Here is a 15,219-nt window from a genome sequence, read left to right as displayed (position 1 = left end):
GACACTTCGTGTGCAAACAGGGGATAAAAACATGGGGAAGGGACGTGCGCGCGCCTTTGCGGTCGCGCTGTGTTTGTTGATGCCTGTCGTCGCCGCTGCCGGCGACCAAGTGCCAGTGGAGGCCTTCGCCCAACGCGGGGGTTATTCGATGCCCAGGCTTTCGCCCGACGGGCAGTATCTGGCGGTAGCCGTCGAGCAGGGCGAAGGCCACGCCGTAGCGGTCTACAAGACCGACGATATGAGCCACCCGAAAAGTCTGCTCCGACTGCCCTGGCCCCAACTTCCGTACGACATTGAGTGGACATCGTCAGAGCGCCTGGTGGTAGAACTGGCTAAGTTCGTGGGCTCGCTCGACCGCCCGCAGCGGTTGGGCGAAATCATCGCCACCGACGCAGACGGCACGCGAATCCAACCCATGTTCAATCGCGAATGGGGTCTATCCGGACGCGGTGGCCGGGATCGCATCGCCGATGACGGCTATGCCACCATCGCCAGCTTGCCAGCGAAAGCCAACGGTCACTTCTACATGCAGACGTACATGTGGGATGACGAAAAGAACACCTGGCTGTACGACGTTAATGCCGACAATGGCGTTCGCCACCTGATCGGCCAGATCAATGTGGGCGATATGGACTTCACTACGGATCCGGATGGCAACGTGCGCTACGCGCGAGGCATTGACTTGTCCGATAACTATGTCGTCTATCGCATGCACAACGGTCAATGGGTGCAGCTTGCCGACGGCGAACATAGTGAGCGCTTCGAGCCCATTACCTTTTCGCAAGACAAGCAGCATTTATATGCATTCGCCAGCGCCAAAGGCGGCCCGTTCTCGCTGATGCAAACGGATGCGGATGGCAGCACATCGAAGCTACTGGCCAAGGACGACTTTGCCAGTATCGGCTACGTGCAGTGGACGCCGCTAAACGAACCTATCGCCGCTGCGCCTACTACCGGTATTCCGACGCCGATCGTTATTAACGGCAATCAGCCGCTGGCGCAGATTTACCAAAAGTTGAGCGACAAATTTCCGAAACAGTTTGTCAATTTCAGTAGCTTCAGCGAAGACGGGACCGTGCTTATTTTCGAGGTCAGCAGCGATCGCGATCCCGGCACGTATTACTTGTTCGACATGAGAGCAAAAAAGATAACGGCACTGTTTTCGGAACAAGCAAGCATCGATCCCGACAAAATGGGTTCACGCGTGCCCATGCATTTCACTGCCAGCGACGGTATGCCGTTAGAAGCGATTCTTACGGTGCCCAAAGGTGTCAGTATGAATAACCTACCCATGGTGCTGTTGCCGCACGGTGGTCCGTTCGACATCCAGGACACCTGGTTTTTCGACACCGATGCGCAGTTCCTCGCAAGCCGTGGCTATCTGGTCTTGCAGGTCAATTATCGCGGATCGGGCGGTCGCGGCCCCGGGTTTGTGGGTGCCGGCTACCGCCAATGGGGAACGCGCATTCAACAAGATCTGATCGATGGCGTGAAGTGGGCCGAAGCGCAGCACTACGGCGATCCTAAGCGCGTCTGCGTGTTTGGCGGCAGCTTTGGTGGCTATTCGGCGATGATGACGGTGATCCGCGCGCCCGGCATGTTCAAGTGCGCGATCGGCGAAGCCGGTATCTACGATCTGGCCATGATGTACGACAAAGGCGACACCAAGGATCTGAAGGTCGGAAGAAGTTATCTGGAGAAGGCTATCGGTAAGGATCCTTCCGAATTGGCAGCCAATTCACCCGACAAGCTTGCCGACAAGATCGATGTGCCGGTGTTGTTGATTCATGGCGAAGCAGACGAACGCGCGCCGTTTGCACAGGCCAAGGCGATGCGCGCGGCATTGGAAGCCGCGCACAAGCCGTACGAATGGCTGACCAAGCCTAACGAAGGACACGGCTTCTACAAGGAAGAGAATGTCGTGGACATGTACAACCATGTGCAGAGTTTTCTCGAAAAAAACATCGGGCCTGGTGTACAAGCGAACTGACGGTCTGAAACGATTCCGTCCGCTTTGGAGCCGATGCGGAGGTCTAGCGCCTCGCGCATCGGCAGCTTGGGGGCCGTTACACTGCACGCTACGTTTCCCTGGCCATTCCCATGTCCGCTCCGGTTCGACTTACTCATCGTGTCTCCGAGCTGTTCGGCGTTTCGCGTGCCGAAGCCGAGCAATTTATCCAGAACGGCTGGGTGTCGGTGGACGGGCAGGTGATCGAGGCACCGCAACACAAGGTGACTGTCGAGCGCGTCGAGCTCGACCCTAACGCTCGCCTTGATGCGGTGGAGCCGGCCACGATCGTGTTGCACAAGCCAGCGGGCTTCGACGCGAGCAACGCTTACAAACCCGCCAGCACCTTGGTAACGCCGGCGACACACTGGCCGGATGATCCCAGCGGCGAGCGTGTGCTACGGCGCCATTTTCATCGTTTGACGTCGCCAGTGTCGTTGGACACAGAGGCCAGTGGTTTGATGGTGTTGACCCAGGACGGTCGTGTGTGGCGTCGCCTGACCGAGGATGCCGGCCTTATCGAGCACGAGTACGTCGTCGAAATCAGCGGTGAGATCGCGCCCGACGGTCTGCAACGGCTCAATGCCGGCCTGAGTTTCAACGGCCGTCAGCTGCCGCCGTGCAAGGTCAGTTGGCAGAATGAGACTCGGCTGCGCTTCGCGATCAAAGGCGTGCAAAACGGACAGCTACGCGACATGTGCGTGCAGGTCGGGCTGGGCGTCATATCGATCCGCCGATTGCGCATCGGCAAGGTTCCCTTAGGCAAGGGCCCGAACGGTGCGATGCCGCCGGGGATGTGGCGCTATCTGCCGGTGGGCGAGAAATTCTGAGACCGGGACGCGCTGACGCTTTGATCAGGTTCTAGTCTTCCGCTGCCGCTTCACGGCCTTGTTGCCGGATCAGCATTTCTTCGCGTGCATCATTGATCGACTGACGAATGCTGTCGAGATCGACTTCGGTTTCGTCCGGCGTGAATTCACCGGTCAGTTCCGTATCGGGTTGCAGCTCGCCCGCCTGGAACAACGCCCACATTTCCTCGCCGTACCACGTGTCCAGCAGCTCGGGTGCCCAACGTCCAAGATGTGCGGTGAGGTTGTTGACGTCACGCAACAGCATCGTGCGCGCCGCATTGTTGCCCGCGGCATTGACGACCTGCGGGAAGTCGATCACCACCGGCCCATCTACACCGACCAACACGTTGTACGCGGACAGATCGCCATGAATCAGCCCGCAGCAAAGCATCAGCACCACCTGCCGTACCAGCACGCGATGGTATTCACGCGCTTTCTCTGAGCTGAGTTCTATCTCACCCAGGCGTGGCGCGCAGAAACCGTCGGCATCGGTGACTAGTTCCATCAGCAGCACGCCGTGGAAATAACCGTACGGCTCAGGCACACGCATGCCAGCGACGCGCAATTGATAGAGCGCATCAACCTCGGTGTTCTTCCACTCTGCTTCCTGCTGTTTGCGCCCGTACTTGGTAGCTTTGCCGATCGCACGCGCTTCACGACTGCCGCGTACCTTGCGACCTTCCTGATACTGCACGCGTTGCTGGAAGCTGCGCTGTGCCATGTCCTTGTAGACCTTTGCGCAGCGTACGTCGTCGCCGCTACGGACAAGGTAAACAGCCGCTTCCTTGCCGCTCTTCAGCGGACGTAGCACTTCATCAATGACGCCGTCATCGATCAGCGCCTGCAGGCCTTGGGGGGTCTTCACGGTGTCTCTAGGGGTCGCTGGCGCCGCGGGGGCGGCGGTTAACCGCAAATCATCGCATTTTCGGGCGGTCGTGGCCATCGTAAGATGGATATGCCTGCATGCGGTACCCCTGGCCTTACACCTGCGAACGTCCGTTCGGGTTACGCATCGGATAATGCGTTGGCCTTCGGCTAGGTCTTTTCGTTGCACGTCGATCCACGGACGGCGCAGACTGAGCTACCACGACAGCGGGTGGCCATCATGCGAGTCGTAGCGAGAATTGCCGCCAACATGGTGTTGGCGCTTGCTTTGGCGGGTTGTTACAGCGTCATCAAAACGCCCTCCATTGCGAGTGCGTCTGTCTACGGCCCCCACATTTCTGGTGGACCGTTGAGCGCGCAAGAAGTGGCGCGGCTGTCGAGTTGGATGAAAGCGCACGATGCCGGCTGGAGGGTACTGATGGAAACGTCTCAGGCTCCCATTACCATGGCCATCGTCATGCGCGAGCCCGATGGCCGGCAAAGCTCATTGAATGTATTCGAGTCAAAAGATGGTACGGCGATGGTGTATTTCAACGCGCCAAGTCCGGCGCCGCCGCGCCAGCGTTACTTGTTGGAAGCAGATGTGCAAACTCTGCGATCTGCAGTAGGAAAGTAGGCGCATAGGTTAGTCATTGTGTGAAAAGACGGCTGGCTTTCTTCGTGGCGTGGGCAGGGTTGCTTTCAAGCCAACGCGGACACCGCTCGGCGGCGTGCATTTTTCCGACACCTAACCGTTTGCGCGATGACTCATCCAAATTCGGGGCCGTATTTCCAAAGCTCACCTAGCGGCTTGCGCGTGGGGCCGCACACAAAGATGTCGGGGTGATACTGGCTTTCTTCGTTGACCACGCTCCACGCGTTGGTCACGTGGCCGGCGAGGCGGCAACCAGTGAACAGCTCATCGGCACGCTCACGCGAACTTCCCAACACAATATAGGTGCTGGGCGGTGTTTGCGGATAGCCACGTAGCCACCCGGAATTGACGTTAGTGATTGGCTTGGGCAGGTGATAGTTCTGCCCGAAGAGGGCGATGGCGCCAGACTCGCCATAGTTTCCAACAGCAATGCCCAGATTGGCTCGCTGTTCGGGCGGTAGCGCATCACGAATGGCAGCAACCTGCGCGACAAGCTCATTCCAGCCGATTTCTTCACGCAAGTCGCCATTCTTCCGCAGCGCGAAATCTCGCAATGGGCCGCTTGATGCCAGTGGCACGATGCAAAGCGCTGCATAGAGACCGATAGCGGAGACACCCGTAAATAGCAGCGTGGCAATCCCGACACGCCATGCGGGACGCATGGTATGCAACCATCGCTCCCCGACAACCGATCCCATGGCCAGCAGCATCGGATACGTACCGCTGGTGTAATAGAAACGCCCCTGCGCAAACAGGAACAGTAGCAAAGGCACCGCATACATCCATGCAAGCATACGATAGCGGCGGTTGCTGAAGTACCCGAACAGACCTGCGAGCCAGACAGGCGCGGCAAACAGGTTGGCATTTACCAGAAACTGGCCGCGCAGGAAGCCGTTCGCGCGGCCCTCGTTGACGTCGCGTGCGTGGATACCTTGCAGGAAATGGTAGGAAATGAAGTCGTGCCTGATGAGCCACGCGAGGTTGGGCGAAAATATAACCAGCGCCGTGGCACCACCTGCCCAGAACCAACCACTCGCGACATATCGCCGTGCATCGGTAAGCAGCACGCCTACCAACACACCGGCAAGCTCGAAGACGACCGAATACTTGGTCTGCAGTCCAAGGCCGGCAAATAGGCCAATCGCTATCCACCAGCGAGGTTCGTTGTCGCGCAGTAAACGAATCGCACTCCAGGCGATAAGCACCCACCACAGCATGTCGAACGAGGTGTACTGAAATTCCGTCGCGTCAAACATCGGCGCAGGCGACAGTGCTACCGCGACCGCCGCGAAGATTTGCGCCAAACGACCACCGCCGAGGTCGCGAGCCATAAGGCCGCTGACCACAATCACCAGAACCTGTGCCAATACCGAAATCAGCCGCAACCCCACGAGCGACAGGCCGAACATATTCATGCTCAGATGCTCTACGGCGGCGGTCAGCGGCGGGTAAGGCACAAAGCCCCAATCCATATGCTGCGCATCATTGAGGAATTGCAATTCATCCCGGTGAAAGCCGTATTGCCCGTTGGTCAACAGGTGGACTGCGCCGAAGAGCAGGGCGATGAGCAGCACAGGCATGATGCTCTGCGGCGAGCGAGAAGCGGTTGTTGGCGCGTTGAGCGCGTCACGGCTATGCACGATAGAGTTCCCCTGGATGGCTGAGCCTGAATATTCCTTTGTCAGCGGCTACGGAGCTAAGTGGATTGGGTTGGATTGACATGACTCAGGGACGAATGGCAGCCCGGTAGGGACTAGCGGTAGCGTCTCTATGGTTGTTGCGGACGACGCGACCACCGGCATCCCACGGCGTCGAGTCCGTTGCACGGCCAGTCCCTCTCGCCAAGATACTGAAGAAACGGCGTAGTAAAACCGTGCGGGTGATTTTCACCCGCCTGCTTGCGAGCTCAGCAGCGCGCTCATGCCTCTTCGCCAAAGGCTCGACCCGATGGACGTGTAGGTGCCCGCAGTACAGGGTTCCGCCTGGCTGTCAGCGCCGCGTTTGGTGCAACTTGTAGCGGGGCAGGTGCATGGTTTTGACGATGGTGTTCAGTTCAATGCGGCAGGCCAGGCTGAAGGGCTCGATGGGCGACTTCCCGGCATTCACGGCATGCTTCTGAAGTTCGCTCAATGTCAAATTTTTTTGCGCAAAATTGGCCGTTATTCTGCGCATAAGCTCCTCTGCTTCCTTCACGACTTCACTGGACGATGTAAGCATCATTCGGCCGATCAGTGCGTAGACTTGCAGCAGTTTTTCAAAGTCTTCCATGTCCCGCGTAAGCGAATTGACATACAAATGCGATGCTTGATCAATAAATTCGGAGTAAAGAGATTCCCTTGCTGCCACGCTCCTGGTCAGGAATTCTCTTTGCGTCACGCTTCTCTGCAAAATCACGTTACTTAAAACAGGCGCGAGCGACCCGATTGCAGATCCCGCAAGCGCAGACAACGCGCTGATTAATGCTGTCTCCATGAACACCTCAAGGTATGGTTCTGGGTGTCGTTAGGATGTTCATCCAGTCGCTCAAACACCTTTTGTTACGCTGCCGCGAATACGTTCCTCCTTATTGGATGAAACTGTCGCCGCGAGAATGATTGTGCTCTTTGCTGAGTAGGCGCCGTTGAGGCTAACACTCATCCGAATAACCCAATTGGGGGATGGCGCTCCGTTGGAATAGATTGAAGGATGAACTGGGGATGTGGTGTATCGAATGAGCGCGTTGTTCGCGCTTTCGGCCGCTGCCTTGGACTTCGTTAGTCGTACGCCGCGACAGCGCGACTTGGAAAAGCCCGACGAGAACGCGATGCGCCAGACAATCCAAGACCGAGAATCTGAACTCATGCCTCTGCGAGAGACGATGGGTCCGCATGAGTAAAGAAGTGCGCGTTTATCCCGAACTCATGCTCTGTGAACATTGCGACGAAGTCTACGTTCGACAGACCATGGCGCAAGGCGCCAGTTATTTCTGCAGTCGCTGCGGTTCACGACTTGGAAAGGGCTCGCTGCTGTCCGTCGGGGCCTGGTTGGCATGGACAATCACGGCGGCATGCTTATTCATTTTTGCCAATACGTTTCCAGTAGCACTGATCAGTTTTGAAGGCCTTCAAAGCGAAGCGACGATATGGCAATGCATCTCGGCGCTGGCGCAAGGGCCCGGGACGCCCACGGCGATAGCCGCCGGATTCGTCATTATCGGCATACCCGGATTTCAAATTGCGCTTTTGTTGTGGCTGCTGTCATTTGCCGTGGCGGGCAAAGCGTGTCCTTACTTCGTGGCTATCTTGCGTTGCCTTCATTTCAGCCGGCCCTGGGGAATGACTGAGGTCTTCTTGCTCGGGGTGCTGGTGGCCATCATTAAATTGTCCAGCTACCTCCACGTGCTGATAGGAGCAGGGGTGCTGTCTGTCGCATTGCTTGCGCCACTTATGGTGGTTATTACGACACATGACACTGACGAGCTTTGGCAGTTGTTTGAGAGGCACCCGTGATGCCAAACGGGATCAGGGCTGACGAACTCGATTTGCTCTCATGCAGCCTCTGCGGAATGGTCTGCGACGGACGATCCCGCTGCGAGATTGAAACGCTTTATTGCATGCGATGCGGCAGCGTGCTGAGTCTTCGCAAACACAACTCGCATGCACGCTCGACTGCCTACCTTCTCGCCGCATTGGTGCTGTATATCCCCGCCAATATCTATCCTGTGATGTACACGAAGATGTTAGGTAATGAGGCCGAGAGCACGATCATCGGCGGCATCATGGAGTTTTGGGAATCCGGTTCGTGGGATATCGCTTTGTTGATTTTTCTGGCGAGCGTCGCAGTTCCGTGCACCAAATTTATTGCCATGGGCTTTCTGTTGCTCAATAGCACGACCACAGAGCATGCAATGATCAGTAAAACGCGGCTTTTGAAATTTGTCGAAGGGATTGGCTACTGGTCGATGCTCGATGTGCTTGTTGTAGCCATTGTGGCTGCGCTCATTCAATTCAACGCGCTGGGTGTCGCCGAACCGCGGCTCGGCATTGTTTTCTTTGGATCGGTGGTGGTGTTGACCATGATGTCTGCGCTTAGTTTCGATGGGCGTTTAACGTGGGATCGAAAGGTGGCTCATGGTTGATCCTACAGCTTCCGCTTCAGGATCGTTTCGCGATCCGCGTATTCAACCAAAGAGACGCCACACTCCGATTGTGTGGCTCATTCCTCTCATCGCGGTGGTCATTGGTATTGGCATGCTGGTCCATGCAAAGCTCCAGCAAGGGCCTTCTGTCGTCATCACCTTCGACTCCGCCTCCGGTTTGCAGGCTGGCAAGACTTTCGTCAAGTACAAGGAAGTTGTCGTCGGAACAGTCAGTTCGGTTGCACTGAGCGATGATGACAACCGCGTGCTGGCAACCGTGCAATTTCAGAGAAGCGCGCAACGCTTGCTCCACTCGGATACGCAATTTTGGATTGTGCGACCGCAAATTGGCCCCGGCGGCGTGTCGGGGATCGATACATTGCTGTCCGGGGCGTATATCGCGGTTGATCCAGGCACGTTACGCAACGCGAAAAAATCCTATGTCGCGCTCGAGAACCCGCCGATGGTCACAAGCGGGGAGCAAGGGCGCAGTTTTGTATTGAAGACGGATGACCTGAATTCGCTTGCTGTGGGTTCGCCCTTGTATTTTCGCCACATCGAAGTGGGTAGGGTATCTGCTTACTCGCTCGATGGTGCGACGAAAACCGTTTCGATTCGTGTCTTTGTTCGCGCGCCTTACGATCAGTTTGTCAGTGCCGCCACGCGATTCTGGAATGCAAGCGGACTGGATGTTTCGCTGACGTCCGCCGGCCTGAAGATGCGAACCCAATCGTTGGCGACCATCGTGTCGGGCGGTATCGCATTTGATAACGCGCCTGACGCCAAGGATTTGACCGAGGCCGCTCAGGACACGGCATTTCCGGTAGCGGTCGATCAAGACATGGCGATGTCCGATCGCGAAGGCACTCCTCTCTTTTTCCAGCTCAGGTTTCCTGAGGCCCTGCGAGGTTTGGAGAAAGGAGCTGCGGTCGAGTTCTTTGGCGTCAATGTTGGTGACGTGCGCAAGGTAGCACTCGACTACGACCCACCGACCCGAAAGTTCAGTGTTGTGGTCGATCTTGCTGTGTATACGCATCGACTGGGGCCTGTGCTGGCCAAGTTTCCGTCCGATCAGGGCAATGAGGCGCAAGTGGCTGCTTTTGTCGATTCCATGGTCAAGGACGGCTTGAGGGCGCAAGCGCGCACGGGGAATTTGCTTACAGGGCAGCTTTATATATCGCTCGATTTTGTTCCGCACGCGCCCCCGATATCGTTTGATGAAAAGCGCAGGCCTTTATCGATACCCACCTTCCCGGGCAGTTTGAGCCAATTGCAAGAACAGTTGGCCGAGATCGTTAACAAAATTCAGAAGGTGCCTTTTGATTCGATCGGCAAGGGTGTCGATCGCGACGTCGCTGAATTGGGGAAGACGCTCAACCTCCTTAATACGCAAACTCTTCCCTCGGCACACGCAACCCTGGGGCAGGCGACATTGACGTTCCAGTCGGCAAATGGCGCATTGCAGCCCGATTCGTCTCTGCAGACGAACCTCAACCAGCTGCTCATCGAGCTGACCCGGCTGAGTTATTCGATGCGCGGTTTGTCGGATCTTTTGACTGAGCATCCGGAGTCCTTGGTCCGCGGTCGTCCGAACACATCACCTACTAACCAATCTTCCGGCGGCGCATCGTCGCAAGGTAGTCATCCATGAAGCGCTATACGTTGGTGATCGCGGTAGCGCTCCTTGCGGGATGTGCATCCACTGACCTGCGATACCACACTCTACAACCGGCGATTGGCCATCCAGAAATGTCGGCCTCGAAATTCAGGGCACGGTTGACGTCGGTCCAGATCCCTGCAGAAGTTGATACCGAGCAATTGGTGGTTCGGGCGAACGGAAATACCTTGATCCGCGAATCGGAGGATCGATGGGCCGCTCCTTTGGCGGATGAAATCAGAGGCGCTTTGGACAATGCCTGGAGACAGGATTACGGCTTGGAAGATGTCCAAGGAGTCGACGATGCATCGCGCTCCATCCCGCATGTAGGTGTTCAGATTCAAAAGCTTGACGCTGCAGTGGGCTCTCACGTCGAGCTTGTGGCGAATTGGTGGGTTTCTTTGGATCAAGCGCAGGCAGCGAAGTCGTGGTCATGCCAGCGTGTTTACTTCGAACATGCAGAGGGTGGCATCGATGACCTGGTTGATGCCCAGCAACGCGTCTTTCGCTCTCTTGCGGGAGACATGGCGTTGTCCGCAGTTGCCATGGAGAGTGGCCATGTTCCCGTTTGCCCGGACCATTAATCCTGTGCGCTTGATATGGTAATGATCGATTCGAATACGGACAGGCCCGACGGTATTTGCGCTGCTTAAGAATTTTTTGGGCTTTCATAACCAAGGCGCTGTCGCAGCCGCGGTGTTGCAAAGTCCAAGAATGCACGCAGCTTCAGCGGCACATGGCGCTGCATCGGATACACCAGACTGACGGGCATGGGCGGCGGCTCGAACGCTTCGAGAAGCCGCACCAACGCGCCCGATTTCAATGGTTCGGCAACCTGATCCGAGAGCGCGCGGGCAATACCGGCGTCGGCGATAGCGGCGATGACTGCGGCTTCTGCGGAATTCACCGTGAGGCGCGATGCAACCTGGATCCATTGAGACGTTTGCCCGGAGCGAAACTCCCATCGGTCCGCGGCAGAGTACCCCTCGTAAGTAATGCATTCGTGTGAGACAAGATCGTTTGGTTCTTTCGGCACACCGTGCGATGCCAAGTAGACAGGGCTGGCGCAGAGCACACGACTAATCAGTGCGATGCGAGTGGCGATGATGTCGCTATCCGGAAGTTTGCCCAGACGCACAGCGGCATCCACATGTTCTTCGAGCAAGTTACTGACGCGATCACTCAACTGGATGCGGGCACGAATCTTTGGGTAAGCCTGCAGAAACTCGACTAAGACTGGGACAACATGATGGCGGCCGACGACCAACGGTGCGCTGATGATGAGCTCTCCCTGCGGCGCACGATACTCGCCGGTTGCCGTGCGCTCGGCCTCCACGAGGTCTTCCAAGATGCGCCGGCACGAGGCGACGTAGTCTCGCCCTGCATCGGTCGGGGTGAGTTTTCGCGTACCGCGCAGCAAAAGGCGGACGCCTAGGTGTTCCTCCAAATCCGAGACACGGCGACTGACGGTGGCCAACGGAATGCGCAGTTGGCGGCTGGCTGCGGAAAGGCTACCCGCATCCACCGCCGCAACCAGGATTCTCATGGCCTCGAGTCGGTTCATAGCCTCTCATTTCTGGAAGGGTTGTTACCAAATTTACCGTCTAGCCGGTTGATCTGGAAGGGTCTAATTTCTCCCGCACGTTCGGTCAGCCCATTACGCAATGGCGCCCAGCGGCGACCGGCAGGTTTACCGATACACAACCCTCCCAACGACTTATTGAGGAATCTGTCATGACCAAGATCGAGAAAGTTATTTTCACGGGCAACCCAAGCGCCCAGCATGGCGAGTTCGGTTCTCGGAGCGACAGAGAAATAGTCGCTATCTAAGTGCCAGTTCTTTCCCCCAAACCTGGAGTTTCTTATGAAAATTGAGAACGCTACCGTCCTTGTTACCGGAGCCAATCGCGGGCTCGGTCTGGCATTCACTCGCGAATTGCTCGCCCGTGGCGCCGGCAAGGTGTACGCCGGTGCACGCGACCCCGCAACCATCACGCAATCCGGTGTTGTGCCCCTGCGACTGGACGTCACCAATCCAGAGGAGGTGGCTGCTGCGGCAAAACTGGCGTCAGATGTGACGCTGGTGATCAACAACGCTGGCATCGCTCAGACCGGCGGCTTTCTCGCGCCGGACAGCGAAGACGTCACACGGCGCATTTTCGAGACCAACTTTTTCGCCATGTTGCGCATGAGCAAGGCTTTTGCGCCGATTCTCAAGACCAATGGCGGTGGCGCACTGCTCAATGTGTTGTCGATAGTCTCATGGATAAACAGTGGCGCGATGGCCGCCTATGCGGCGAGCAAATCCGCCGCGTGGTCGCTTACCAACTCGCTGCGCATTGAATTGGCGCCGCAGAAGACGCAGGTGCTTGGACTGCACATGGGCTTTGTCGATACCGACCTTGCACGCGATTTCGAATCACCGAAGTCCAGCGCCGAGGACATCGTCAAACGCGCGCTCGACGGACTTGAGTCAGGTTTGGATGAGGTGCTAGCCGACGAACGCACCATGCAAGTGAAGCAGGGCATGACCGCGGCCAGGCCCAGCTACTTGCCACAGAACGCCTGAAACAAACATTCGATCGCCGGGTCCGCCCTTTGCCGACAACACGTTTTCGAACTAACTACATTTACTGAAAAATCGTGATGCTTTTTGACCCTTTCCCTACCCAGGGCTTTTCAACGATGCGTAACTAAGCGGCGACTTGAGCCTTCAACGCAGCGATTTGTTTCGGAAACCAAGGGCCATTCGCACTTAATGCCTCGGCTGCCACTTTCTTGGCTTCATCGTCGCGATGCAGTTCCTTGAGTGCTTTAACGCGGAAAGACGCAACACGAAGACGGTTTTCTCCAAACGCCTTATCGTATGCCTGAGCGAGATACGGGAGTGCCTCGGCGGGTTTGCCGGCTTCCAGCAGGCTGCGTCCATAGCGATAGGCATAGACATAGTCCTGCGGATACGCAGCGATGAGTTTGTGCTGGTAATCATCCAGCTCCGCCGTGCGATTGGCGCGTGCCAGATACACGCGAAGATTGTCGGCGAGATTGCGATCGCTGGCGAGGTTGTTGCCAAGGCGTTGCTTGGTAAGGTCGATAGCGCGATTCAATAGTGCCGTCTCGGCAACATGATCACCGAGCGCAGTGTCCAGATCCGCGCTGGTCAGTACGGCGCTGCGCTGATCTGCACAAGTGGGTGTGGCGACAAATACCTGGGTGTCGAGCAAAGCATCCATCGGCTTACGCTGCGGCGTCAGCAGCGCTTTGCGCTGGACTTCGGGCAGGCCGTCGCTCGCCTCCAACAAGGAGTCGAGCACATACGGCCGCTGACACCCGATGTCATGTGCAAGCACTTTTTGTGCACTCGCAATGATTGCACTCTTGTTGTTGCCGGCCTCGGTCTGGATCAGCGTCAATTGTTCGAGCCCCAGCGCAACGCGCGGATCGTCCACAACCTTTTTTTTCACTGCCGATGGCAACGACTCGAACCACGCAAGGCCTGCCTGACCTTCGGAGCGAGCCTGATAGGCGTCAAGTACGGCGACTACCGCGTCGAGCGAGCCGGCTTGGGCTTTAGCTTTCAGCGCATCGAGCGTATTGCCATTCGCCAGGATTGCGTTGATCTGCGGATAGAACTTTTGTCGGGGTTGTTCAGCGCTGATGCGGCCCAGTTCACTGCCGTGTTCATCCAGCACGATGTAGCTGGGCAGGAAGGAAACCTTCAGCTTTTCCATCCACGCCTGGCCTTCGGGTGAATCGGCATCCACATCGACGACGATGGCTTTGCGTTCCACCGCCGACCAGTCGGCGCCAGTTAGAACATGACTAGCCATGTAGTAGCACGAGTAACACCACACTGCATGAAAATCGAGCAGCACCGGCCGATGCTGCTGGCTGGACGCTTGCAGCGCACTGTCAATAGTCGGCTGGGATTGGCTATCTGAGGCATGTAGCGGTGCAAGCAACACAGCAAGAGTCACGACCAAGACCGAGTTGGCGACGCGAAACGCTACTTTCATAAGGGAATGGCCTGGTGGATGGGGCAGGTAAGTGCAACATAGCGCATCCATCGTTTGGATGGCTAGATGGCTTTCCATCGAGCTTGGAACGACGTCCGTTGGCGATGCTTCTGCTCAATATCGTCGTCGACGCTCAGCCGCACTGGGCCTGGGTACACGGCACATCGTGAGCGATGGATGAAATCGTACAAGGCGTCGCAGTCACATCAATCGTTACATATGTCATAAATTTTGCGTTTCCCAAATGGCGGCATTCTTTTAACTGGACGCGAACAAGCCTGCCGATAGGCTGAACTTACCGCGACGACCCGTGAGGAGTGCATATGGATCCGATGACCCTTGATGCGCCATTTGATAGTGCAGAGCAACGCCGCGACCTACGCCGTGTGTCTCAGGAGCCTCTTAACGGATATGTCCTGGATCCGTGGTCTGGCTTGTATCAGGAGACCGAAGCGATGTACCGAGAACGCCTCGACGCTGAAGAAGCCGAACTCGCTTAGACATTCGAAGACCCCGCCCAGAGCGGGGTTTTCATTGCGCGGGATTCGAAGGGGGAGAAAGCCGTTCGCGCGAGGTCGTGCTCCGGTCCGTGTAGTCAATCAAAAAAGGTTGCGCATCCTTGCGCGCGACGCGGCAGGGGAGTCACCGCGTTGAATCGTTCTCATGCAAAGTGCTCAACGTCTCGGAACCGCGATTCCAAGTTCCTCATCCGTCATTCGTCCCCGCCAAGGACCGACGAAAAGGCATGTCTATAGATACGTTGCTTCGAAGGAAAAATACACGCTTGGAAGATGATCGATCAGTCTGAAGGTATGACACTTCGCACTAAGCGCAGCACGCAACTTGTTTCGATCGCTTGATGGCTACGAAATTAGGCGTCCATCCGTCTTTGCTTTTTTTTATTTTTTAATGTGTTTTGACGGAGATGCACGAGCGTGGGTGGATCGACGAAAAAAATCACACCACTTCGTTATATGACGAAGCTATGGCGTGATACGAAAAACATATCAAATATACTCGCGACCATCAATCGGCGACAACACAGCTAAAA

The 15,219-nt window shown here is 56.7% G+C and carries 14 protein-coding genes; 9 read left to right on the top strand and 5 right to left on the bottom strand.

The features are described from left to right. Positions 1-31 precede the first annotated feature (31 nt). Both EKH79_RS03825 and EKH79_RS03820 read left to right on the top strand, forming a co-directional pair. Complete coding sequence (locus EKH79_RS03825) at positions 32-1,990, top strand: S9 family peptidase (protein WP_233590171.1); 1,959 nt, start codon at positions 32-34, stop codon at positions 1,988-1,990. A gap of 110 nt (positions 1,991-2,100) precedes the next feature. Beyond that, complete coding sequence (locus EKH79_RS03820) at positions 2,101-2,838, top strand: rRNA pseudouridine synthase (protein WP_126672477.1); 738 nt, start codon at positions 2,101-2,103, stop codon at positions 2,836-2,838. A 31-nt stretch (positions 2,839-2,869) separates the two neighbouring features. Here the strand turns inward: EKH79_RS03820 and EKH79_RS03815 are convergent, their stop codons facing one another. Next, on the bottom strand, positions 2,870-3,724 hold the full coding sequence (locus EKH79_RS03815) for a PA4780 family RIO1-like protein kinase (protein ID WP_126672476.1): 855 nt from the start codon (positions 3,722-3,724) through the stop codon (positions 2,870-2,872). A 240-nt stretch (positions 3,725-3,964) separates the two neighbouring features. Here EKH79_RS03815 and EKH79_RS03810 point away from each other — a divergent pair, with 240 nt between their 5' ends. Next, positions 3,965-4,360, top strand: coding sequence for a hypothetical protein (locus tag EKH79_RS03810; RefSeq protein ID WP_148108997.1), 396 nt, complete (start codon positions 3,965-3,967; stop codon positions 4,358-4,360). 131 nt (positions 4,361-4,491) lie between these two features. Here the strand turns inward: EKH79_RS03810 and EKH79_RS03805 are convergent, their stop codons facing one another. Together EKH79_RS03805 and EKH79_RS03800 are read right to left on the bottom strand one after the other, a co-directional pair. After that, positions 4,492-6,018, bottom strand: a complete 1,527-nt coding sequence (locus EKH79_RS03805; protein WP_233590170.1) for an ArnT family glycosyltransferase — start codon at positions 6,016-6,018, stop codon at positions 4,492-4,494. A gap of 349 nt (positions 6,019-6,367) precedes the next feature. Continuing rightward, positions 6,368-6,850 carry a hypothetical protein gene (locus tag EKH79_RS03800; RefSeq protein WP_126672474.1) on the bottom strand — a complete coding sequence of 161 codons (483 nt, stop codon included), beginning with the start codon at positions 6,848-6,850 and terminating at the stop codon, positions 6,368-6,370. A 395-nt stretch (positions 6,851-7,245) separates the two neighbouring features. Between EKH79_RS03800 and EKH79_RS03795 the strand changes: the two genes are divergently transcribed. Genes EKH79_RS03795 through EKH79_RS03780 form a run of 4 tightly spaced genes read left to right on the top strand, consistent with a single transcriptional unit; the run spans position 7,246 to position 10,736 of the window. Next, positions 7,246-7,866 (top strand): paraquat-inducible protein A, encoded by a 621-nt coding sequence (locus EKH79_RS03795; RefSeq protein ID WP_199754128.1) that lies wholly within the window; start codon positions 7,246-7,248, stop codon positions 7,864-7,866. Next, positions 7,866-8,495 (top strand): paraquat-inducible protein A, encoded by a 630-nt coding sequence (locus tag EKH79_RS03790; RefSeq protein ID WP_126672473.1) that lies wholly within the window; start codon positions 7,866-7,868, stop codon positions 8,493-8,495. The genes EKH79_RS03795 and EKH79_RS03790 overlap by 1 nt, the downstream gene beginning before the upstream one ends. Beyond that, on the top strand, positions 8,488-10,146 hold the full coding sequence (locus EKH79_RS03785; protein ID WP_126672472.1) for a PqiB family protein: 1,659 nt from the start codon (positions 8,488-8,490) through the stop codon (positions 10,144-10,146). Before EKH79_RS03790 ends, EKH79_RS03785 begins: the two co-directional genes overlap by 8 nt. Next, complete coding sequence (locus EKH79_RS03780; RefSeq protein WP_126672471.1) at positions 10,143-10,736, top strand: PqiC family protein; 594 nt, start codon at positions 10,143-10,145, stop codon at positions 10,734-10,736. Before EKH79_RS03785 ends, EKH79_RS03780 begins: the two co-directional genes overlap by 4 nt. Before the next feature lie 65 nt (positions 10,737-10,801). On the opposite strand, the gene EKH79_RS03775 is transcribed toward EKH79_RS03780, so the two are convergent. Next, a complete protein-coding gene (locus EKH79_RS03775) occupies positions 10,802-11,716 on the bottom strand; it encodes a LysR family transcriptional regulator (protein WP_126672470.1) in 915 nt (304 codons plus the stop codon). 300 nt (positions 11,717-12,016) lie between these two features. On the opposite strand from EKH79_RS03775, the gene EKH79_RS03770 reads away from it, so the two are divergent. Further along, the gene (locus tag EKH79_RS03770) at positions 12,017-12,721 is read left to right on the top strand and encodes an SDR family oxidoreductase (RefSeq protein ID WP_126672469.1); all 705 of its coding nucleotides are present in this window, start codon (positions 12,017-12,019) and stop codon (positions 12,719-12,721) included. 124 nt (positions 12,722-12,845) lie between these two features. On the opposite strand, the gene EKH79_RS03765 is transcribed toward EKH79_RS03770, so the two are convergent. Further along, the gene (locus EKH79_RS03765) at positions 12,846-14,168 is read right to left on the bottom strand and encodes a thioredoxin family protein (RefSeq protein WP_158621193.1); all 1,323 of its coding nucleotides are present in this window, start codon (positions 14,166-14,168) and stop codon (positions 12,846-12,848) included. 323 nt (positions 14,169-14,491) lie between these two features. On the opposite strand from EKH79_RS03765, the gene EKH79_RS18845 reads away from it, so the two are divergent. After that, a complete protein-coding gene (locus tag EKH79_RS18845) occupies positions 14,492-14,668 on the top strand; it encodes a hypothetical protein (RefSeq protein ID WP_158621192.1) in 177 nt (58 codons plus the stop codon). Positions 14,669-15,219: the final 551 nt, after the last annotated feature.

This window comes from Dyella dinghuensis, from assembly GCF_003977615.1.
Classification (GTDB): domain Bacteria; phylum Pseudomonadota; class Gammaproteobacteria; order Xanthomonadales; family Rhodanobacteraceae; genus Dyella_B; species Dyella_B dinghuensis.
Note: the sequence above shows the minus strand (reverse complement) of the source record. Positions and strands in the feature narration are given on the sequence as shown.

Bases quoted from the DNA above. Each gene is read 5' to 3' on its own strand.
- EKH79_RS03825 (WP_233590171.1), top strand. From the start codon at position 32: ATGGGGAAGGGACGTGCGCGCGCCTTTGCGGTCGCGCTGTGTTTGTTG.
- EKH79_RS03820 (WP_126672477.1), top strand. From the start codon at position 2,101: ATGTCCGCTCCGGTTCGACTTACTCATCGTGTCTCCGAGCTGTTCGGC.
- EKH79_RS03810 (WP_148108997.1), top strand. From the start codon at position 3,965: ATGCGAGTCGTAGCGAGAATTGCCGCCAACATGGTGTTGGCGCTTGCT.
- EKH79_RS03800 (WP_126672474.1), bottom strand. From the start codon at position 6,850: ATGGAGACAGCATTAATCAGCGCGTTGTCTGCGCTTGCGGGATCTGCA.
- EKH79_RS03795 (WP_199754128.1), top strand. From the start codon at position 7,246: ATGAGTAAAGAAGTGCGCGTTTATCCCGAACTCATGCTCTGTGAACAT.
- EKH79_RS03790 (WP_126672473.1), top strand. From the start codon at position 7,866: ATGCCAAACGGGATCAGGGCTGACGAACTCGATTTGCTCTCATGCAGC.
- EKH79_RS03785 (WP_126672472.1), top strand. From the start codon at position 8,488: ATGGTTGATCCTACAGCTTCCGCTTCAGGATCGTTTCGCGATCCGCGT.
- EKH79_RS03780 (WP_126672471.1), top strand. From the start codon at position 10,143: ATGAAGCGCTATACGTTGGTGATCGCGGTAGCGCTCCTTGCGGGATGT.
- EKH79_RS03775 (WP_126672470.1), bottom strand. From the start codon at position 11,716: ATGAACCGACTCGAGGCCATGAGAATCCTGGTTGCGGCGGTGGATGCG.
- EKH79_RS03770 (WP_126672469.1), top strand. From the start codon at position 12,017: ATGAAAATTGAGAACGCTACCGTCCTTGTTACCGGAGCCAATCGCGGG.
- EKH79_RS03765 (WP_158621193.1), bottom strand. From the start codon at position 14,168: ATGAAAGTAGCGTTTCGCGTCGCCAACTCGGTCTTGGTCGTGACTCTT.
- EKH79_RS18845 (WP_158621192.1), top strand. From the start codon at position 14,492: ATGGATCCGATGACCCTTGATGCGCCATTTGATAGTGCAGAGCAACGC.